General features: G+C 62.6%; 19 protein-coding genes and 1 pseudogene. 6 read left to right on the plus strand and 14 right to left on the minus strand.

Going from position 1 to position 20,443, the window contains the following annotated elements; genetic code table 11:
• Positions 1 to 73: 73 nt before the first annotated feature.
• The 3 genes from lipA to KHN96_RS20895 all read right to left on the minus strand — a co-directional run bounded on the left by lipA (position 74) and on the right by KHN96_RS20895 (position 2,366).
• Complete coding sequence (gene lipA, locus KHN96_RS20885; protein WP_045785658.1) at positions 74 to 1,087, minus strand: lipoyl synthase; 1,014 nt, start codon at positions 1,085 to 1,087, stop codon at positions 74 to 76.
• Between the two features lie 54 nt (positions 1,088 to 1,141).
• Positions 1,142 to 1,831, minus strand: a complete 690-nt coding sequence (lipB, locus tag KHN96_RS20890; RefSeq protein WP_062738665.1) for a lipoyl(octanoyl) transferase LipB — start codon at positions 1,829 to 1,831, stop codon at positions 1,142 to 1,144.
• 175 nt (positions 1,832 to 2,006) lie between these two features.
• A complete protein-coding gene (locus KHN96_RS20895) occupies positions 2,007 to 2,366 on the minus strand; it encodes a DUF2917 domain-containing protein (RefSeq protein ID WP_045785660.1) in 360 nt (119 codons plus the stop codon).
• A 141-nt stretch (positions 2,367 to 2,507) separates the two neighbouring features.
• On the opposite strand from KHN96_RS20895, the gene KHN96_RS20900 reads away from it, so the two are divergent.
• Complete coding sequence (locus KHN96_RS20900; protein ID WP_045787747.1) at positions 2,508 to 3,470, plus strand: transcriptional regulator GcvA; 963 nt, start codon at positions 2,508 to 2,510, stop codon at positions 3,468 to 3,470.
• Positions 3,471 to 3,543: 73 nt separating this feature from the next.
• Here KHN96_RS20900 and KHN96_RS20905 read toward each other — a convergent pair whose 3' ends face one another.
• The 4 genes from KHN96_RS20905 to KHN96_RS20920 form a co-directional block, all read right to left on the minus strand.
• On the minus strand, positions 3,544 to 3,843 hold the full coding sequence (locus KHN96_RS20905) for a YbeD family protein (protein ID WP_045785661.1): 300 nt from the start codon (positions 3,841 to 3,843) through the stop codon (positions 3,544 to 3,546).
• A gap of 20 nt (positions 3,844 to 3,863) precedes the next feature.
• On the minus strand, positions 3,864 to 5,057 hold the full coding sequence (locus KHN96_RS20910; protein ID WP_062738664.1) for a D-alanyl-D-alanine carboxypeptidase family protein: 1,194 nt from the start codon (positions 5,055 to 5,057) through the stop codon (positions 3,864 to 3,866).
• Between the two features lie 81 nt (positions 5,058 to 5,138).
• The gene (locus KHN96_RS20915) at positions 5,139 to 5,786 is read right to left on the minus strand and encodes an alpha/beta hydrolase (protein WP_045785663.1); all 648 of its coding nucleotides are present in this window, start codon (positions 5,784 to 5,786) and stop codon (positions 5,139 to 5,141) included.
• A 22-nt stretch (positions 5,787 to 5,808) separates the two neighbouring features.
• On the minus strand, positions 5,809 to 6,132 hold the full coding sequence (locus KHN96_RS20920) for a (2Fe-2S) ferredoxin domain-containing protein (RefSeq protein WP_062738663.1): 324 nt from the start codon (positions 6,130 to 6,132) through the stop codon (positions 5,809 to 5,811).
• A gap of 428 nt (positions 6,133 to 6,560) precedes the next feature.
• On the opposite strand from KHN96_RS20920, the gene KHN96_RS20925 reads away from it, so the two are divergent.
• The 3 genes from KHN96_RS20925 to KHN96_RS20935 all read left to right on the plus strand — a co-directional run bounded on the left by KHN96_RS20925 (position 6,561) and on the right by KHN96_RS20935 (position 11,274).
• On the plus strand, positions 6,561 to 7,850 hold the full coding sequence (locus tag KHN96_RS20925; RefSeq protein ID WP_045785665.1) for a dicarboxylate/amino acid:cation symporter: 1,290 nt from the start codon (positions 6,561 to 6,563) through the stop codon (positions 7,848 to 7,850).
• Positions 7,851 to 7,985: 135 nt separating this feature from the next.
• Positions 7,986 to 9,935, plus strand: a complete 1,950-nt coding sequence (locus tag KHN96_RS20930) for a sensor histidine kinase (protein ID WP_045787748.1) — start codon at positions 7,986 to 7,988, stop codon at positions 9,933 to 9,935.
• Between the two features lie 22 nt (positions 9,936 to 9,957).
• Positions 9,958 to 11,274 carry a sigma-54-dependent transcriptional regulator gene (locus KHN96_RS20935; protein WP_045785666.1) on the plus strand — a complete coding sequence of 439 codons (1,317 nt, stop codon included), beginning with the start codon at positions 9,958 to 9,960 and terminating at the stop codon, positions 11,272 to 11,274.
• A gap of 53 nt (positions 11,275 to 11,327) precedes the next feature.
• Here the strand turns inward: KHN96_RS20935 and KHN96_RS20940 are convergent, their stop codons facing one another.
• Complete coding sequence (locus KHN96_RS20940) at positions 11,328 to 11,882, minus strand: TlpA disulfide reductase family protein (protein ID WP_062738662.1); 555 nt, start codon at positions 11,880 to 11,882, stop codon at positions 11,328 to 11,330.
• Between the two features lie 100 nt (positions 11,883 to 11,982).
• Positions 11,983 to 12,492, minus strand: a complete 510-nt coding sequence (locus tag KHN96_RS20945) for an O-acetyl-ADP-ribose deacetylase (protein WP_373271742.1) — start codon at positions 12,490 to 12,492, stop codon at positions 11,983 to 11,985.
• A 107-nt stretch (positions 12,493 to 12,599) separates the two neighbouring features.
• Between KHN96_RS20945 and KHN96_RS20950 the strand changes: the two genes are divergently transcribed.
• Complete coding sequence (locus tag KHN96_RS20950; protein WP_062738660.1) at positions 12,600 to 13,139, plus strand: hypothetical protein; 540 nt, start codon at positions 12,600 to 12,602, stop codon at positions 13,137 to 13,139.
• 74 nt (positions 13,140 to 13,213) lie between these two features.
• Entirely contained in the window at positions 13,214 to 13,852 is a 639-nt protein-coding gene (locus tag KHN96_RS20955; protein ID WP_062738659.1) for a LysE family transporter, read from the plus strand.
• Between the two features lie 25 nt (positions 13,853 to 13,877).
• On the opposite strand, the pseudogene KHN96_RS20960 reads toward KHN96_RS20955, so the two are convergent.
• The 5 genes and pseudogenes from KHN96_RS20960 to KHN96_RS20980 all read right to left on the minus strand — a co-directional run.
• Positions 13,878 to 15,167: pseudogene (locus KHN96_RS20960) on the minus strand (YifB family Mg chelatase-like AAA ATPase); the annotation flags it as partial.
• Between the two features lie 62 nt (positions 15,168 to 15,229).
• Positions 15,230 to 15,634 carry a hypothetical protein gene (locus KHN96_RS20965; protein WP_062738658.1) on the minus strand — a complete coding sequence of 135 codons (405 nt, stop codon included), beginning with the start codon at positions 15,632 to 15,634 and terminating at the stop codon, positions 15,230 to 15,232.
• Between the two features lie 21 nt (positions 15,635 to 15,655).
• Positions 15,656 to 17,512 carry a site-specific integrase gene (locus KHN96_RS20970; protein ID WP_115043809.1) on the minus strand — a complete coding sequence of 619 codons (1,857 nt, stop codon included), beginning with the start codon at positions 17,510 to 17,512 and terminating at the stop codon, positions 15,656 to 15,658.
• Positions 17,509 to 19,212, minus strand: a complete 1,704-nt coding sequence (locus KHN96_RS20975; protein ID WP_244855917.1) for a hypothetical protein — start codon at positions 19,210 to 19,212, stop codon at positions 17,509 to 17,511. Before KHN96_RS20975 ends, KHN96_RS20970 begins: the two co-directional genes overlap by 4 nt.
• Positions 19,194 to 20,351 carry a tyrosine-type recombinase/integrase gene (locus tag KHN96_RS20980; RefSeq protein ID WP_082062907.1) on the minus strand — a complete coding sequence of 386 codons (1,158 nt, stop codon included), beginning with the start codon at positions 20,349 to 20,351 and terminating at the stop codon, positions 19,194 to 19,196. The genes KHN96_RS20975 and KHN96_RS20980 overlap by 19 nt, the downstream gene beginning before the upstream one ends.
• Positions 20,352 to 20,443: the final 92 nt, after the last annotated feature.

The following is a 20,443-nucleotide window of genomic DNA, read 5'->3' on the forward strand; positions in this document are numbered from 1 at the left end:
GGCCGCGCCAAAGCAAAAGGGCCTTGGGTTCTACCCCAAGGCCCTTTTTGTTTCCACGGCGCTCCGGCTGTAATCAGACCACGCCGGCCTCGTGCGCCTGCTGGTCGGCGTGGTACGAACTGCGCACCATTGCACCGACTGCGGCGTGGGTGAAGCCCATTTCGTACGCCTTCTCTTCGAACATCTTGAAGGTGTCCGGGTGCACGTAGCGCAGCACCGGCAGATGGTGGCCCGACGGCGCCAGATACTGGCCGATGGTCAGCATGTCGATGTCGTGCTCGCGCATGTCGCGCATGACTTCGAGGATTTCCTCATCGGTTTCGCCCAGACCGACCATCAGGCCCGACTTGGTCGGCACATTCGGGTTGCGGGCCTTGAAGTCCTTCAGCAGCTTGAGCGAGTGCGCGTAGTCGGCGCCCGGGCGGGCCTGCTTGTACAGGCGCGGCACGGTTTCGAGGTTGTGGTTCATCACGTCCGGCGGGCAGGTCTGGAGGATGTCCAGCGCCTTCTCCAGGCGGCCGCGGAAGTCCGGCACCAGCACCTCGATGCGCGTGCCCGGCGACAGCTCGCGCGTGCGCGAGATGCAGTCGACGTAATGCTGCGCACCGCCGTCACGCAGGTCGTCGCGGTCGACGCTGGTGATGACGACGTAGTTGAGCTTGAGCTGCGCGATGGTCCTGGCCAGGTTCTCCGGCTCGTTCACATCGAGCGGGTCCGGGCGGCCGTGGCCCACATCGCAGAACGGGCAGCGGCGCGTGCACTTGTCGCCCATGATCATGAACGTGGCGGTGCCCTTGCCGAAGCACTCGCCGATGTTCGGGCAGCTGGCCTCTTCGCACACCGTCACGAGGTTGTTGGCGCGCAGGATGTCCTTGATTTCGTAGAACCGCGAGTTGCCCGTCGCCGCGCGCACGCGAATCCACTCCGGCTTCTTCAGCTTCTCGGCCGGCACGATCTTGATGGGAATGCGCGCGGTCTTGTCGAGAGACTTCTGCTTGGCCGTCGCGTCGTACGGCTTGTTCGTCAGGGCGGGAGCGGCAGCGCTCTCGGTATGGGCGGCGGCTGCGCCGGTGGCGGAATCGGTCATCGTGTTCTCCGCACGAGCCTGGGGCGCGTGCATGTCGGTACGGCGTGCCGGCTGCTAGGCGATAGCGGCTTCGGCGGATTGCGCTTGCGCGCGTTGCTGCAGTTGCGCGACCAGGGCGTTGGCCAGTTCGCGGGAAACGGGTTGCCAGTCGTCCGCACTGAGCGCACGTCCGGATGGGCCACGGGCGCCGGCGGTCACCATGTCGACGGTCTCGAGGCCGGCATAGCCACACGGATTGATCTGCGTGAAGGGCGAGAGGTCCATCGCGAGGTTCAGGCTCACGCCGTGGTAGCTGCAGCCGTTGCGGATCTTCAACCCCAGCGCGGCGATCTTCGCCCCCCGGTGCGGCCCGTCCGACAGGTAGATGCCGGGGGCGCCAGCCTTGCGTTCGGAGGCGACATTATACGTGGCGAGCGTGTCGATGACGGCCGCCTCGATGGCGTCGACGAGCGCCTTCACGAAGAGCCCGCGGCGGCGCAGATCAAGCAGGAGATAGGCGACGACTTGGCCGGGGCCGTGATAAGTGATCTGGCCGCCACGGTCGACTTTCACCAGGGGGATGTTGCCCGGGGCCAACAGATGTGCCGGGTCGCCGGCCAGCCCGAGCGTGAACACCGGCGGGTGCTCGACCAGCCAGATGGTGTCGGGGGTGTCGGGTCCGCGCTGCGCGGTGAACGTCTGCATCGCGTCGAAGCAGGTGGCGTAGTCCTGCAAACCGCGTTCGACGATGTCAATCGGAATCATGTCGCGAAGTGTAGCGCAGGGCCGCCGACGTCGCCCGGCGCCTTTGCCGCAGTCGCTTGCAGGGTCTGGCAAAAAAAAACGATGCCGGCGCGATGGGAGGCATCGGCGCCGGCATCGGGCTTTTGCGGCGCGCCGCAAAAGGAGGCTGAAACAGATTCGCGCTTCTGCGCGCCGGTCAGGCCGCCACGACGGGGGTATCGGCGTGCTCGTTCCAGCCGAGCGCGGCGAGCGTGTGGCGCCAGCCGTCGGCGAGGTGCCACGGTTTGCGCGGCATGTGGCCATCGGCGGCTTCCACGGCCAGCGCCACGGGGCCGCGGGCCTTCGGGTCCACCGAGACGACGATTTCCTCGCCGCGCTTCACGGCGACGCTGCCGCCCGCGTGCAGCCATTCATCGCCGGCCTTGTTCTCGTGTGTGATCCAGACGTCGCGTCCGTGGGCTTGCTCGACGCGCAGGTTCTGGTTGGCAGGCATGCGCAATGCCACCACTTCGCCGGGCTGCAGGGTGAATACAATTTTTGTTAGTACAGCTTTCATGATCGGCTCCTTCACGGCATCGGGATGGGCCTTGCCGTGAAAGGAAGTCTAGGCGCTTGGTTGCCTGGTAACAAACGATATATATTGCGCTTCTTGATAGTGCTGTTCACATAAGACGCCACGAAAAACCGGAGGGAAATGATGACGGAGACCCGCGAACCGATGCGCCTGCCTTCACTCGGGGCGTTAAGGGTGTTCGAGGCGGCGGCCCGCTATGAGAGCTTCTCGCGCGCGGCGACGGAGCTGTTCGTCACGCACGGTGCGGTCAGCCACCAGATGCGCACGCTGGAGGAAGAACTGGGGGTGCCGCTGTTCGAGCGGCGCGGCAAGCGCGTCACGCTCACACATGCCGGCCGCGCCTATGCCGAGCGGGTGCGCGAGGCGCTGGACCAGATTGCCCAGGCGACGCATCAGCTGCGCGCGGGCAACCGCGACAACCGACTGGCGATCAGCACCATGCCGTCGTTCGCCGCGCGGTGGCTGACACCGCACATCGGCACGTTCATCGAGAAGCATCCCGAACTCGAGGTGGAGCTGTTCTCGAGTCCGGCGCTGGTCGACTTTGCCCGCGAAGAGGTGGACGTGGCGCTGCGCATGGGCTCGGGCAACTATCCGGGGCTGTATGTCGAAAAGCTGCTCGACGACGTGTTCTTTCCGGTCTGCAGCCCGTCGTTCAACGGCGGGCGCCTGCCGCGCACGTTGGCCGAGATGGCGGGGATGACGCTGCTGCGCAGCGAGGGCGAGGCGTGGAAGCCATGGTTCGACGCGGCCGGCATGGAAGGCTTCGTGGAGCCGCGCGGCGGCTTGATGTTCCAGGATTCGTCGCTGCTGCTGCAGGCGACGGCTGCCGGCCAGGGCATTGCGCTGATCCGCCCGACGCTGGCCTTCAACGACCTGATGACCGGCCGCGTGGTGCGCCTGTTCGAGACGACGATCCCGTGCCCGTGGAATTACTACTTCGTCTGTCCGCACAGCGCGCTGCAGACACCGAAGATGCAGGCGTTTCGCGCCTGGCTGCTGCCCGAGATCGCGGCGTTCAAGCTCAAGCTCGAGCGGTTGATGGCCGACAACAGCGTTTGCCTCGGGCACGTGGCCAAGGGGTGATGCCGCCTCGGCGCGCCATGCAAAAACGCCCCGGCAGGACCGGGGCGTTTTCCTCGCGATGCGCGAGCGCGCTTCAGAGCACGATCTTGACCATCGGATGGCTCGTCAGTGCCTGGTAGAGCGCGTCGAGCTGTTCGCGGCTGGTCGCGCGCACGATGACGGTCAGGCCCAGGTAGTTGCCGCTCGAGGACGGCCGCTTTTCCAGGCGCCCCTCGTGAAACTCGGGATCATGCTGGCGGACCACCTCGATGATGGTCGCGGCAAAGTCGTCGTGCATGGGCCCCATCACCTTGATGGGGAAGTCGCTCGGGTATTCGATGAGCGATTGTTCGGGCGGGATGTGGCCCGGCGGGGTGGAGTTCGAAGAGGTCATGTCGAAGTAAATGGGGTCGATTACTTCTTTTTAAACCACAGCTTGACCGTGTCGATGGCACGGCCGATGAAGCCGGCCTCGGGCACGCCATCGAGCGCGACCACCGGGAATTCCGACACCACGGTCGAGCCGTCCATCACCTTGACCGTGCCGAGCTGCTGGCCTTGCGCGATCGGGGCGACCAGCGGGTCCTTACGCTCGAGCACCGGCTTGAGGCGGCTGCCGGCGCCCTTGGGTACGGTGATCCACTTGTCTTCCAGCACGCCCAGCTTCACGCTCTTGGCCTGGCCCTTGTACACGTCGGGCGTCTGCAGCGCTTCCTTGGCCGGGTACAGGCGCACGGTGTCGAAGAACTGATAGCCGTAGTTCAGGACCTTCAGGCTTTCCTGCGTGCGGACCGCGTCGCTCTTGGTGCCGATGATGACCGACAGCAGGCGGCGGCTCGCGCCCGGCACATCGGGCAGCGGGCGGTTGGCCGATGTGACGAGGCAGTAGCCGGCCGACTTGGTGTGGCCCGTCTTGCCGCCATCGACGGTCGGGTCCAGCCACAGCAGGCGGTTGCGGTTGGGCTGCTTGATGTTGTTATAGGTGAAATCCTTCTGCGAATAGAACTTGTAGTCCTGCGGGAAGTTCTTGATCAGCGACGCGGTCAGGATCGACAGATCGCGTGCGGTGGAATAGTGGTTCGGGTCGGGCAGGCCCGCGGCATTCATGAAGTGCGTGTTCTTCATGCCCAGGCGTTCGGCTTCGCGATTCATCAGCATCACGAAGTTGGTCTCGGTGCCGCCCACGGCTTCGGCGAGCACGAGCGCGGCGTCGTTGCCCGACTGCACGATCAACCCCTGCGTCAGGTCGCGCACCGACACGGGCTTGCCTGGCTCCAGGAACATGCGCGATTCGTCGGTCTTGACGCTGCGCACGGTCTCGGTGGGCGTGATCATCTGGTCGTACTTGAGCTTGCCGTCGCGCACGGCCTCGAACACGAGATACGCCGTCATCAGCTTGGTGAGCGAGGCGGGCTCGATGCGCTCGTCCATGTTCGCGCCGCCGAGCACCTGGCCGCTCGTCACGTCGGTCAGCATCCATGCGCGCGCGGCGACCTGCGGCGCGGGCACGGGCTGCGCGGCTGCCGGCAGCGCCGTGACGAGCACTGTCGCGGCCACGGCGGTGACAGCGGCGGAGTGGAGGGCGGAAGCGGTGAAACGGGTCTGCATGTCGGGTCCTGCGGTCTGCTTGGGTTCAATGACGCCACGCGCCGGGGGAGGCGCGGCATCCGGAAAATCGAAAAGGGAACGTTACGGCCGTGGCGCCCATGCGCCGGTAATGAGCTGCTTGATCAGATGCAGCTTGCGGTGGAAGAAGTGATCGGCGCCCGGGATGACGATGACCGGCAGCTCTTGCGGCCGCGCCCAGTTCAGCACGTCGATGAGCGGCACGGTGTCGTCCTGTTCGCCGTGGATGATGATGGTGTCGGCCGGCACCGGCGCGACATCCCAGCGGGAAGTGGCGGTGCCCACCAGCGCCAGGCGCTCGGCGGGCGTGCCGGCTTCGGCCAGGCGGCGCGCCACCTGCGAGACGACAAAGCTGCCGAATGAGAAGCCGCCCATCGCGAGCGGCAGCGTGGCCACGTCGGCCGACCATTGCGTTTGCGTGCGCATCCAGTCGAGCACGGCCAGCATGTCGTCCTGTTCGCCGATGCCGTTGTCGTGCGCGCCCTCGGTCTTGCCCACGCCGCGGAAGTTCAGCCGCACCGTCACGTAGCCGAGGCTGACAAAGGTGCGGGCGAGCGTCTGCGCGACCTTGTTGTCCTTGGTGCCGCCAAACAGCGGATGCGGATGGCCCACCAGGGCGAGGCCGCGCGGCGCACCCTCCGGTTGGTCGATGGACAGGTCGATCTGCCCGACCGGACCAGGGATCAGGCGTTCTTGGGTATGCACGTTCATGGGAATGCGGGTCGCGTCAGGCTCAGGCGGGGCGATCGACCATCAGGCGCTCGACCGGTTTGCCTTCGATCAGATGGCTCTGGATGATCTCGTCGATGTCTTCCTTGTCGACAAAGGTGTACCAGACGGCCTCGGGGTAGACCACCATGACCGGACCGAGTTCGCAGCGGTCCAGGCAGCCGGCCTTGTTGATGCGCACGCGGCCTTCGCCGTTGATGCCAAGCTCCTTGCAGCGCTTCTTGGCGTATTCCTGCATGGCCTTGGCGCCGAAGTCGGCGCAGCAGCGCGAGCCATCCTCGCGTTCGTTCAGGCAGAAGAAGACGTGGTGCGTGTAGTGGCTGCTCATGGGCGACTGCGCGGGCGGTGATGATGGCGCGCGGGCAGGGCGTGGAAGAGATCCAGGCGCCGCGCACACATGTGGATTTGCGTAACGAGCCGGCATTATACGGCCCCGGCCCGGCGTCTCCGCGCCATGTGAGCGGGCGGTGCTGCGTCGCAACACGTTATCCGGATGTCTGGACGGGGCTGTGCGCGGATTCCGGGATTGACGACGCATGAGCCGGGTGCCATCGTAGTCACACCCAGCCGGCACAAGGGTTGGCGCGGCGTCGACACGGAAATTTCACATTGGCATAGCCCTTGCAATAAGGAGCGACCTGCCACGGGAGCCGCCGGAAACATCGGCGTAGCGAGGCAGGAGAGAGACCACATCAGGGCGGGTCGGACCGGGCGAGCAACCGAGCGCACGGCCGGTCTGTGACACTCGAGGAAGACATGAAAAAACCGTTCTACAAAATCCTGTACGTACAGGTGCTGGCGGCTATCGTCATCGGCGTTCTGCTCGGCCATTACTCGCCCGCGCTCGCCGTGAAGATGAAGCCGCTGGGCGATGGCTTCATCCAGCTCATCAAGATGGTGATCGGGCCGATCATCTTCTGTACGGTCGTCTCCGGCATTGCCGGCATGCGCGACATGAAGAAGGTGGGCCGCGTGGGCGGCAAGGCGCTGATCTACTTTGAGATCGTCTCGACCTTTGCGCTGGTGATCGGTCTGGCCGCGGGCCACATCTTCAACCCGGGCGCGGGCTTCAACGTCGATGTCAACACCATCGATGCCAAGGCCGTGGCGCAGTACGCCGCCAAGGCGCAATCGGCGAGCACGGTGGACTTCCTGCTCAACATCATCCCGAGCACGGTAGTGGATGCGTTTGCCAAGGGCGACATCCTGCAGATCCTGCTGATCGCGCTGCTGTTCGGCGGTGCGCTGTCCGCCATGGGCGAGCGCGCGCAGATCGTGACCGACTTCATCGACCAGATCGCGCACGTGTTCTTCCGCATCGTGCACGTCATCACCCGCGTGGCCCCGATCGGCGCGTTCGGCGCGATGGCGTTCACCATCGGCAAGTACGGCGTGGTGTCGCTGGTGCCGCTGCTCAAGCTGATCGGCACGTTCTACCTGACGGCCGTCATCTTCGTGGTGGTGGTGCTGGGCATCATCGCGCGGCTCACGGGTTTCAGCATCTTCCGCTTCGTTGCGTACATCAAGGAAGAGCTGCTGATCGTGCTGGGCACGAGCTCGTCGGAATCCGCGCTGCCGCACCTGATGGAAAAGATGGAGAAGCTGGGCTGCTCGAAGTCGGTGGTGGGCCTGGTGGTGCCGACCGGCTATTCGTTCAACCTGGATGGCACGAACATCTACATGACGATGGCGGTGATCTTCATCTCGCAGGCGCTGAACATCGAGCTGACCTGGACGCAGCAACTGACCATCCTGGCGGTGGCGATGCTGACCTCCAAGGGCGCTTCGGGCATCACCGGTGCAGGCTTCATCACGCTGGCCGCCACGCTGGCGGTGGTGCCGACGATTCCGGTGGCGGGCATGGTGCTGATCCTCGGTATCGACCGCTTCATGAGCGAGTGCCGCGCGCTGACCAACATCACCGGCAACGGTGTGGCCTGCGTGGTGATCTCGGCCTGGGAGCGCGAACTCGATCGCGCCAAGCTGGCCCGTGTGCTGTCGGGCGACCGCAGCGACGAAGGCGTGCCGGCCACGCCGGCGGCCTGATCGCTCGCCACGGGCAGTGCCTGCGGGCGCCCCCGACTGAAAGCGTATGATTGCGGGGCCTGTCCTTCCAGACGGCCCCGCTTCCATTTGGAGCGCCTCGTGACACGCACGACGGCCGGCGCGGCAGCGGAAGACATGGCGACAGTGTCCGCCCAGCTCCCGCCGATGTCCGATCCCGATTTCTCGTTCACCAGCGCCCCCGGCTCCCGACGCGGGTTCTGGTGGCTGGTAGCGCTCGCGCTCGTGGTGGTGATGGCGCTGGTGTGCGCGACCACCTTTGTGGTGACGTGGAACCGCGGCCTGGCACAAGCGCAGCAGGCCGCCGGCGGCCGGGTCGACCGCTACGCTGCCAACCTCAAGAGCACGCTCGACCGCTACGAATACCTGCCGGCGCTGGTGGCGCTGCATCCGTTCATCCACGATCTGCTGGCCGATCCGACGCCGGCCAACGTCGACCGCGCGAACCGCTATCTGCGCGAAGTCAACGACCGCGCGCACGCGACCGCCACGTACGTGATCGACCCCAGCGGCAAGGCGCTGGCCGCATCGAACTACAACCAGCCCGACAGCTTCGTGGGCGCCGAATATCTGTTCCGGCCGTATTTCCAGCAGGCGGTGGCGGGCCATGTCGGCCGGTTTTACGGCATTGGCATCACCCGCGAGGAGCCGGGGTATTACATCTCGCAGCCGGTCATGCAGGACGGCCGCGTGATCGGCGTGACCGTGGTCAAGCTCAACCTCGAATGGTTCGGGCGCGCGAGCCACGATGCCTCCGAACCGGTGATGGTGGCTGACGAGAACGGCGTGATCTTCCTGTCGTCCGTGCCGGCGTGGCAGTACCACACCGTCGAGCCGCTCACGCCCACGCTGCAGGCGCAGCTGAAGGCCACGCGCCAGTATTTCCGCAAAGAGATCAAGCCGCTGCCGCTGCAACCTGAGGCGCCGGGTTTCCTGAGGCTGACGGGGCAGTTGCCCGAAGGCGCCGAGCTCATCCGCATCGGGGAGCGCGCGAATGCGACGCGCTATCTGCAGGTCTCGCGCGACCTTGTCGAGCCCGACTGGACGCTGATGTACCTCACGCCCGTGGACCCGGTGATGAGCGCCGCGCGCAGCGCCACCGTGGCCGCTGCCTTCGCCTTCGCGTTTGCGTGCCTGCTGCTGTTCTACTGGCGCCAGCGTCGCCTGCGCATGATGGAAATGCTGCGCAGCCGCCGCCTGCTGGAAGCCGCCTACGACCAGCTCGAGCGTCGCGTCGAAGACCGCACGGCCGATCTGATGGCCACCAACGAGCAGCTGCAGCACGAGATCGTGGACCGTACGCGCGCCGAGGCCGAGCTGCGCGCCACGCAGGATGAGCTCGTGCAGGCCAGCAAGCTCGCGGCCCTCGGCCAGATGGCCGCCGGCATCACGCACGAGCTGAACCAGCCGCTGGCGGCGCTGCGCACGTTCTCCGACAACACGCGCATCCTGCTCGAGCGTGGGCAGCACGCCGCCGCGACCGACAACCTGCAGGCCATTGCCGACCTGACCGAGCGCATGGGCAAGATCACCGCGCAGCTCAAGCTGTTCGCGGGCCGCACGCGCCGCAAGGTGGTGGATGTGCAGGTGCGCGTGGCGCTCGATCACACCCTGGCGCTGCTGCGTCCGCGCCTGAGCGACGTCGCGGTGGAGCTGCATTGGCGCATCCCCGAAGCGCAAGCGGTGGTGCGCGCCGATGAACTGAAGCTCGAGCAAGTGCTCATCAACCTCGTCGGCAACGCGCTCGACGCGATCGGCGCCAACGAACCGGCCTGCCCGGGCCGCATCGACATCGACGTCGGGCCTGCCGAGGGCGCGCCGTCACAGCTGAGTATTGCGGTGCGCGACAACGGCCCGGGCATTCCGCCTGACGCCATGCCGCACCTGTTCGAGCCGTTCTTCACCACCAAGGAGATCGGCCAGGGGCTGGGCCTGGGCCTGGCCATCTCGACGAGCATCGCGCGCGACTTTGGCGGTTCGTTGTCGGCTACGAATGTGCCCGGCGGGGGCGCGCAATTTACGCTGACACTGGTACGCGCCGAGATCGCCTGCGCGGCATCCACCTGATTTTTTCTTGCGAACACGACCCATGTCCGAAGGCTTGACCGTTCTGTTCATCGAAGACGACCCGCCTGTGCGCCAGGCCACCGCGCAGAGCCTGGAGCTGGCCGGCTTCAACGTGCAGGCGTTTGGCAGCGCCGAAGAGGCCGTGGGCAAGATCGACGCGAACTTCCCCGGCGTGGTCGTGAGCGACCTGCGCCTGCCGGGCGCCAGCGGCCTCGATGTGCTTGCGCACTGCCAGTCGTTTGGGACGGGGATCCCCGTGGTGCTCGTCACCGGCCACGGCGACATCACCATGGCCGTGCAGGCCATGCGAGACGGCGCCTTCGACTTCATTGAAAAGCCGTTCCCCGCCGAGCGCCTGACCGAGACCGTGCGCCGCGCCGTCGAGCGCCGTGCGCTGGAGCTGGAAAACCGCGCGCTGCGCCGCGAACTGGCTGGCCCCGCGGCGGGTACGCGCATCATCGGGCGCTCGCCTGCCATGGGCGCGGTGCGCGCGCTGATCGAAAACGTGGCGGCGACCGACGCGCCGGTGCTCATCAACGGCGAGACCGGCACGGGCAAGGAGCTCGTCGCCCGCAGCCTGCACATGCTGTCGCCGCGCCATGACAAGCCCTTCATCGCGCTGAACTGCGGTGCCGTGCCGGAGCAGATTTTCGAAAGCGAGATGTTCGGCCACGAAGCCGGCGCCTTCACCGGCGCGGGCAAGCGGCGCATCGGCAAGCTCGAGCACGCCTCGGGCGGCACGTTGTTCCTCGATGAAATCGAGAGCATGCCGATCGCGCTGCAAGTCAAGCTGCTGCGGGTGTTGCAGGAAGGCGCGCTGGAACGCCTGGGGTCGAACACGTCGGTGCGCATCGACGTACGCATCGTGGCAGCCGCCAAGGGCGACATGGAAGCGCTGATCGAAGCGGGCGGCTTCCGGCGCGACCTGTACTACCGCCTGAACGTGGTGGCCATCGACCTGCCGCCGCTGCGCGAGCGCCGCGAAGACATCATCCCGCTGTTCGAGCACTTCCTTCTCGAAGCCGCGGTGCGCTACCAGCGTCCGCTGCCGATGCTGGCCGAACGCCAGCGCCATGAGCTCATGCAATCGAACTGGCCCGGCAACGTGCGCGAACTGCGCAATGCGGCGGACCGGCTCGTGCTCGGCGTCGGCCGCACACCCGTGGTGACCGATGCATCGGAAGACGGCATGCCGCTCAAGGAGCGCGTCGAGCGCTACGAGCGCACGGTGATTGCCGAGACGCTGGCGCGCACCGGCGGGTCGGTGCACCAGGCGGCGGATATCCTGCAGGTCGGCCGCGCGACGCTGTACGACAAGATCAAGCGCTACGGCCTCTGAACGGCGTCGCAGAAAAGAAAACGCCCCGGGCGTTTTTGCTGTGCGCTGACGGCTCAGGCCTGCTTGGCCAGCGTCTGCTTGAGCAGCGCATCGAACGACGACCATTCCGGCTCGCCGACGTAGCGCTTGAGGATGCGCCCGTCGCGGTCGACGAGGAAGGTAGTCGGCGTGAGCTGCACGTCGCCAAAGGCCTTGGCCGCAGAGCCGTCGGCGTCCATCGCGACCTTGAACGGCAACTGGCGCGTCTGGCTGAAGTTCATCACGTACATCGGCGCGTCGTAGCTCATTGCGACGGCCACGTATTCCAGGCCCTCGCCCTTGTACTTGTTGTACGCCTGGACCATGTTGGGCATTTCCTTGACGCACGTGGCGCAGCTGGTCGCCCAGAAATTGACCAGGTAGACCTTGCCCTTGAGGTCTTGCGTGGACAGCTTCTGCCCATCGAGCAGCGTGAACGTGGCGGCAGGGACCTGCTGCGACGGCGAGAATGCACGCCAGCCGAGCCAGCCGGCGACGGCCAGCGCGAGCAAGGCAACGGGCAGCAGCCAGCGACGGCCACCGGAAGCGGCGGGCGCGGCATGGGCGGAGGAGGTCAGGGGCGAGGCCATGTTGGCAACGGCTCCGGAATCAGTCACAGACGGCTATTGTAGGCCCGGCGCGCGTGCGCCGCATGCCGGCTGCGACAATCCGTGCATTGCGGTTCCTGCGTCACTTTTCTGCAGCGAGCGCTGCCTCATACAGGGCGAGGTCGGCGGCCGAAAAGCAGCAGAACGTGATCGCATCGAGGCCGGCGCCATGCTCCCGCGCGGTGCGCACGGCAATCGGCGCGGCCAATTCGGGGGGAAATCCGTACACGCCCGTGCTGATGCACGGAAATGCCAGGGTGCGCACCTCATGACGGCGGGCGAGTTCGAGGCTGTTGCGATAGCACGCCGCCAGCAGTTCGGCTTCCTGCCGGCTGCCACCGTGCCAGACCGGCCCGACGGTATGAATGACGTATCGCGCGGGCAGGCGAAAGCCTGGCGTGATCTTCGCTTCACCGGTACGGCAGCCGTGCAGCGCGCGGCACGCTTCGAGCAGTTCGGGCCCGGCTGCGCGATGAATGGCCCCGTCGACACCGCCGCCGCCCAGCAATGTGCTGTTGGCGGCGTTCACGATGGCATCGCAGTCCAGGGTCGTGATGTCGGCGCGGACGGCAATGAGGCGGGGACTGGGCATGGCAGGCATCCGGAAGCGGGCGGGCGTCTCTGTCCGATAATAGTCCGCTCCAAAAGACGCAGAACGACGAAGGAGGCGATGTGACCATCACGGCAAAGGCGGTGAGGATGGGTTTGGGTACCGCGCTGTGTGCGCTGCTGATGGCCTGCTCGCCCAAGTACGACTGGCGCACCGTGCATTCCAGCGAGGGCGCCTACGCGGTGGACTACCCCGCCAGGCCCACGACCGACGCCCGCCCCGTTGCCGTCAACGGCCAACGGCTGCCGATGACGATGCAGGCCGCCAGCATCGAGGGCACGCTGTTCGCCATTGGCGTGGTCAAATTGCCAGCGGACGACCCGGTCTGGCGCCAGCACGCCGTGGAGGCGCTGCGCAGTGGGCTCGCAGCCAACCTGAAGGGCCGCGTGGAGGTGCGCGACATCGCCGTGAAGACAGCCGCGCAACCGCCGCTGTCATTGCCGGCGGTCGAGTTGATCGCGCAGGGCGCCGGCGGTGATGACCCCGCCCCGCGCCGCCTGACTGCGCGCGTGGTCGCCACCGGCAAGCGCGCGTACCAGGCCGTGGTGCTCGAATCGGGCGACGCCGCGCGCGATGCGCGCCAACAGGAACAGGTCGACCAGTTCCTGGCGAGCTTCCACCCGTATTAGCGGGCCCAAGCGAGCTGCCGCACGCCGGTGCACAATCGTCGTTCTCGTCCATACCAACATCACGGGGAACCACCATGACGTTGCAAGTCTGGCTGGCCTTTTTCCTGGCCTCCTGGGTGATTGCCATTTCACCGGGCTCGGGCGCGATCCTGAGCATGACCCACGGCTTGACGCATGGCGTGCGCCGGACGTCGGTCACCATTGCCGGGCTCGAGGTCGGCCTCGTGGTGATCCTGTTCATTGCCGGAGCCGGGCTCGGCGCGCTGCTGGTGGCGTCGGAGCATGCCTTTACGGCTATCAAGATCATCGGCGCGCTGTACCTGATTTACCTGGGCATCGTGCAATGGCGCACGCCCATCCACATCGGCAAGCCGGCGGACGGCGAAGCGGTGCGGCGGGCGGGCAGCGGGATGCGGCGCTTCCTGGCGGGGCTGCTGACCAATCTGACGAACCCGAAGGGCATCCTTTTCATGGTGGCGGTGCTGCCGCAGTTCATCGATCCGGCCCGGCCGCTGTTGGCGCAGCTCGGCATCCTGGCGGTGACGATGGTGTTCGTCGACCTGATCGTCATGCACGGTTATGCGCTGCTTGCCTCGCGTGCGCAGCGCCTGTTCCGCAACCCGCGTGCGCTGCGTTGGCAGAGCCGCTTCTTTGGCGGCATGTTGATGAGCATCGGTGCGGCGCTGTTCTTCGTGAAGCGGCAGACGGCCTGACGCGCACCATGACAGCCGGATCGCCTTAGTCTGCCTTCACCCCGCGGCGATACTGGATCGCCTCGCCCACGTGGTCTGCGTCGATCTGCTCGTCGCCTGTGAGATCGGCGATGGTGCGGGCGAGCTTCAGTACCCGGGCGTACGCGCGGGCAGACCACGAAAAGCGTGTCATCGCATGCCGCAGCAGGCCGTCTGCTGCATCGGTGCGAGCGCAGTAGAGGTCGATCTCATGGCCGGCCAGTAGCGCATTGCGTTTGCCCTGCCGCGCAAGCTGCCGGGCATGGGCGGCCGACACGCGCTGGGCCACACTCGCGGTCGGCTCGCCGGGCGGGCCATCGAGCAGTTCTTCCTGCGACGGCGTCGGCACCTCGATCTGCACGTCGATGCGATCGAGCAGCGGCCCGGAAATGCGTGCCTGGTACCGCTCGACCTGATCGGGCGTGCAGCGGCACGCGCGCAACGGATGCCCGCGGTAGCCGCACGGGCACGGGTTCATCGCGGCAATCAGCTGGAAGCTGGCAGGGAAGTCGGTCTGATGCGCCGCGCGCGAGATCGTGATGTGGCCGGTCTCCAGCGGCTCGCGCAGGACTTCGAGCACGCGGCGCTCGAACTCGGGCAGCTCGTCGAGGAACAACACGCCCTGGTGGGCCAGCGAGATCTCGCCCGGCCTCGGCGTGTTGCCGCCGCCGACCATCGCCACCGCCGAGGCGGTGTGATGCGGCGCGCGGAATGGCCGGACCTTCCAGCGTTTGGCGTCGAAGCCGCGCGTGGTCAGGCTCATCACGGCGGCGGCGGAGAGCGCTTCATCGTCGCTCATGTCCGGCAGCAGGCCGGGAAAGCGCTGCGCGAGCATCGACTTGCCCGTGCCCGGCGGGCCGATCATCAGCATCGAATGGCCGCCCGCTGCAGCGACCTCCAGCGCACGGCGGGCCTGCGGCTGGCCGCGTACGTCGGCGAGGTCTGGGTAGCGCACATCGACATCCACAGCGGCCGGCACGGCTGGCACCAGCTTGCGGTCCGGCGCGCTCAGGTGGTCGCACACCTCGATGAGCGTGCGCGCAGGCAGCACCTTGGTGCCGCGCACGAGTGCGGCTTCAGCAGCGTTTTCGGCAGGCAGCACGAAGGCGCGGGCAAGCGGCGCCTCGCCGTCAGCCGCGGCGGGGTGGCGTGACAGCGCATACGCCATCGCCAAGGCGCCTCGGATCGGCCGCAGGTCGCCAGACAGCGACAGCTCGCCCGCAAACTCGTGCGCATCGAGGTGCGTGTGCGGAATCTGCCGGCTCGCGGCGAGGATGCCCAGCGCGATTGCCAGGTCAAGTATTTAGGCGCGTTCCTAACAGTTAGGACTCGGGCCAAGAATTTTTGCGCGCTGGAACCTCATTTCTTGGCACGTCCCATATCCACGACATTGCTACCCTGCAACCTGGCCTTCAGCTCCGCAATCTCATCGAGCAACATGTCATTAATTGTGGCCAACTTCCTGACCTCCTCCTCGCATTCGGTTATCACCCTGCGGGCTTCAACATTCTTTTGGAGCGCATGTTCCAGCTGCGATTGCTTCCGGCCAGCGGCTGCTGAGGTAGCGGAACCGTTCCTGCTCCTTATCTGCTCAGCAATGTCGGGATAGTGGACATGAATAAGGGTGTGCGAGACACCCACCTCTGCGGCAACAGCAGCAATGCTGAGGCCGCGTGGATTTGTTTTCGCTCGCCCGTGTTCTATACGAAGAATGGCAAGCTCAAATTCCTTCCGGCGTACCTGGGCGCTTTTCCTCGTGGTCATTCGCGTCGCCCCCGTCTAAAGCTAGCCAAGCTGGGCTAGTACGTCTTCGCAGCGTGCAACGTCCCTTTGCACTCTAGCGACACCTCCTGGTCCGATGTCAGTTAGTGTTCCCAACTCATTGAGATGAGCCAGGAGACCGGAGTAGAACACTCTATGTTCCTTCCCAACCACGCCGTTTTCGCAACCAGCACCGCACCGCGTTTTGTCGAAATTGTTCCCTACGCATAGATGGTCCGCCGTACACCAGGCGTGACCATTGCTTCGAATCGCTGTGCTTGTTGCGATGGACCGCACCATGTCGGCGCGAGACTTGAACATGGTCACGGCCTCATCACTCTGGCGCCATGCGACCAGGTTTTTGCCGTAGCCACCAGTAAGCGGTTCGGAAGGGTTGAGCCAACTATCGACCACCACGAACTTTATATCGTCCAGCTCGTCTCTTATTTCAAGAAATAGAGACATATCCTGCGATTCGTTCAAGGCATAGCCTAAGGTCATCATTATTGACCAGTGCTTAAAATGCTCACGAAGATAACGAAGGTCGCCAAATTTGCTGTGTGCAACGTAGTTGGCGAACTTTCTGCGGAACTGATGAGTTGTGGGAATCCAACTTAAACCACATGATTCAGCGAATTCACGCAAGTCATTGTTGAAGGCTTGCGTGGCCAGAGTGCGAACCAGGTTACCATTTCGAGTGTCAGCTCCGAGAAATAGCGATTCAGCATGTTCCCTTGCTTCAGCGATGCGAGAGTCCATCTCGTCGAGAGCGTGGTAACTCTGTATCTCAGCACGTATTCTCTCCTGATAGGGTGCAGCCCATTGTTCCAGAACTCGGATTGCCGTGATTGCTGCTTCGGGGACCATCCACTCGGTTAGCCCTTCGTAAGTCTTATTTGATTCGGACCGGAGCCACCAATACCGTTCGCCATCATCCCCGACCGTGGAGTAGTAGGCTCCCGTCTTGAGGTTTGCCAACTCATGTACACGGCAACCGCTTAAGCTCGCGATAATTATGTAGCACGCGATGCGTATATCTTTGAGTTGAAGCTTAAAATCCATAAATGTGCCACTGAATCCCGCATTGCTTAGTGCTGGGGTTTTCAGCATAGTGAGATATTTCTTTGTCGGTTGCTTTTTGTTTTTAGCGTGAACAGTGTCGAGGTTGGACCTAATTCTCAAAAGTCGTGCCGCATCCGTGACGACGCCCCAAGCCTTATTGAAGAGTGCTGTGAACACGTCGTCAGGCATCAGTGGGGTGCGACGGGTTGGCTCACCGATTTTTTTCTTCTTGAGTTTCACGTCAACATTGCTGGAATACGTAGTGAGAGGCGAAGGCGTCGGGTCATCTGTGAATTGAGATAGGTCGCAGATAGCTCTAGCGGTTTTTATCTGCTTATCGACTGTTCGGCGGGAGTATGGTTTGCCGGTAGCCTTATTCTTTTTGGTTTCGATTTTTCGGAAATAATTTGCTAGAGCCAAGTCAGTAACGCTGGACAGGCTTGTAATTTTGATTTTCGCAAGATATTCGAAGAATGATTTTGCGTGGCGGAAAAACTGCACAATGGTGGCGCACGCAGGGGCTCTGCCACTGCCAATTGCGCCGCGTCTTATGTATCTATAGAGGATAGCTTTCGCCGTTTGTCGATACGCTTCGGGGAGGGATGTGAAGTCAATTTTGGTATCTGATTTTCTTGTATTTCTGCGTGCGAGGGTAATCCACCATACATCGTCTCCGTAGCGGCTGATAATTTGCACTAGACCTTCGGTCACCCGTAGGGAGATTATTAATTTATCTCTATCGGATTTCCTGAGTCCCGCCGTTCGATTGGGTTGGGATGCGAAGTCATCAAACACCCCGTTTGGTGTGATGGGTTTCATTGTGTTGATATTTGATTGATGTTTTGGATAACTAAATCGTGCTTCCAGAATGGATGCGGATTTTCCCTGGCTAGATTCTTGGCTTCGTTGACGGCCTTTATGGGGAATAGTTTCTTGGAAATTCCGTGGCTTATTATGTCCCGGTCAATTAGCCGAACTATATGTGAAAGAGACTTTCTCCATTGTCGAGCGTCCATTCGCGCGCGCTCTTCGTAGATACGCCAATAGAAGCTGAAAAGTCTGTGCAAATCATCCGCGGTCACTACGTAATTTTTGCATCGCACACAGTTGAGAAAATTCATGCAGACTTCTTTGCCATTCTTGGGGGCATACTGTCCATCTTTTACGTCGGTGCAGCCACCGATAGGAGTCCGTTTTGTTGAACCTAGGGTATCGGTCGTCAACTCGTGTGTAAGCACAATTCCTAGGAATCGCCAGTTCTTCTTTGCATCCTCTCCAGGCCTAAGATAGTTAATGTCGGTCACTGCAATGCTGCTTCCGGACGCCGTCGCTGTGGCCGCAACATCACCATCCAGGATTTCATATATTCTGTTAATGAAAGTTTTCCGAAGCCGTCCTACGTTCAGTCTTAATGGCTTTCCATCGCTGTTTACTAGCTTGTAGATATTTACTAGGCGGCGGATGGCGATGGCGAGAGTGCTTGGTGTTAAAGCGCTAATATCGCCAGCTCTGACAAAATTGGTTGTTGTTCGCACTCGATAGAGCCAGACTCTATTTCGGAAATGCGCGGGTGATTTGGCCCGCAAGGACGCGGATAGCTCGATTACTCTGCGGACGAGTTTTGCCACTGTTGGCCGCACCGCTGGTAGCGAATCCACGATGTGACCGTCGGTGCTGCCATCCTGGACAACAATCCCCCGTGTGGAATGTCCGCGGCGCTTAAAGAGGGTCAGAAATGACATGCCGGACTTCGGATGCGGTCTTAAGCAATCAGGTGTCATTTCTAACAGTGGCGTGGTGTTTGCCCCTGTGTGCAGCGCGATGATTAGATATGCATAGGCCAATACATCGCTGGTTGGTTCAGCTGAGCTATCGAATATTGGCATAACCGCAGTTCTTAGCGCGACTGCGACAGAGGCTCGTTCAGCCTTTGTTAAAGGTTTTTCGCCCTTATTGCCTTTGTGGCTGCCGGGGAATGGGTTGCGAGGAAAAGTGGATTCGTCGCCGCCAATAACTTCCTTGATGAAGCCACGGCGACATAGTTCCTTCAGAACTGGCTTGGTTGCGGTATATTGGTTTTTTTGGAAAGTTTCAGAGCCACCGTTACTTTTAATGCAACCAATATACCCGTCGATGACATCTCTATTGATGTCATCGAGTGCGAGGTCACGATTCAGCGCAAGGCTCAATGTGCAGAGATAGTCGAGGAAGTGACGTAATCCAGTTTTGCAGTAAGCTATGACGGTTGATGTTTCAACTTCGCTATCTTGGCCAGCAAGGAATCGTTCAATCTGCTTTTGACAAGCGTATGTGATTATATCGATTCCAACGCCATACCAACCGGTGAATGCAAAGGTGCGATAGCGAGAGCCGGCTGGGAACTCAACTATTGTGTTTTGGACCTCCAGTGCTTCCGGAGGTATCTTGATGATTTCATCGGTTATTTCGTACTGTAAAACCGGTATCGATAGGTCTGTTTTTTTGAATTGTTTCCGTCTTATCATGGTGTCATCGACCACGCTTCAGATTCGAGTTCTCTGTCATATTCAATGATTGCCGAGATTGCCAGCTCGTTAGAGCAGTGCAGGTATATCTCTGTGCTTCTGAGCGACTTGTGGCCGAGTTGACTTTTTAGAAAGATTAACGGTTCAATGCCCGATGATTTGCGGGCGCGTTGAAGGCTTGACAGCGTATGGGTTGCGTATGTGTGTCTCAGAATGTGGGGGTGGGCTTGAACGTCAGCACGGCGACCAAGTTCGCAAACTATTGGTCCAATCCCCTTGCCATCGGCGGCGTACGGTTTCCCGTCCTGGTTGAGCAACAGGGGGAGTTGCGGCTCATTGTTGAGAGAGGAGCGTTCACCTCGGTAGTGGATTGCATACCGGTGGAGGTATCTCATCAAGTTTCGCGACACCACTAAATCGCGCGGCGTTGAGCCCTTCGTTCGCATGCCGGAGCCATCTTCGGGGTCAAGGTGGAGCGTAACGTTGGGTTCGGTGGTTCCAAGGTTGTCTGGGTCAACTACGTAAGACAGAGGAAATGTCGCGAGCTCCAGGCGACGTAGACCGGTCCGGAGCGCGAGGTTCACTAATGCGTGATGGTGGGGATTGTCAGCTGCCCGGAGAAGGCGCCGCGCCTGGTCAAGAGTCAAGTAGCGGACAAGTGTCTTGTGCTTCTTAGGCATGACAGACGGAACTTGTACTTCACCGCCTGAGCGGTCAATGTGCGCCAGGAATTCCGCGCTTTTGCCGATGCGTCGGAGTTCGTATGCATAAGGCAAAGCGTCCACCCATTGCTTCCGCACTGCATACTTGTAGAACTCACAGACATACACAAGGCGTTGTCTGACCGTGTTCCGAGCCAGATGGCATTCTTTAAAGGAATAGTCTCGATAGGCAGCGACGAGATTCTTTTGCTCGCCTCGCTTGACGTCATCCCACTGGAGGCCGTTCGCCTCTAAGAAACCGAAGTAGTCGTAGAGCGCTCGAGCTATCGCCTCCCACGACCTCTCTGATTCGATGGTGCCTCTCAGTAGATAGACGCGCAGGAATTCGTTGACAGGCTCGCAACTCCGCATGTCCTTCCAGAGCAATATCGGGAATCCCGGTCGCCTCACGCCCGCAATGGTGAAGTCGCTTGTCGATGAAGTGAGTCGCATCTGTCGGACCTCCGATGTTGTGGCGCCACCGCCAACCATGGCAGACCAGTCGAGTGCATCCGTGGCGACTCTAAGCTCGGTGAGGCTTCTTC

The organism is Ralstonia mannitolilytica, assembly GCF_905397375.1.
Lineage (GTDB): Bacteria > Pseudomonadota > Gammaproteobacteria > Burkholderiales > Burkholderiaceae > Ralstonia > Ralstonia mannitolilytica.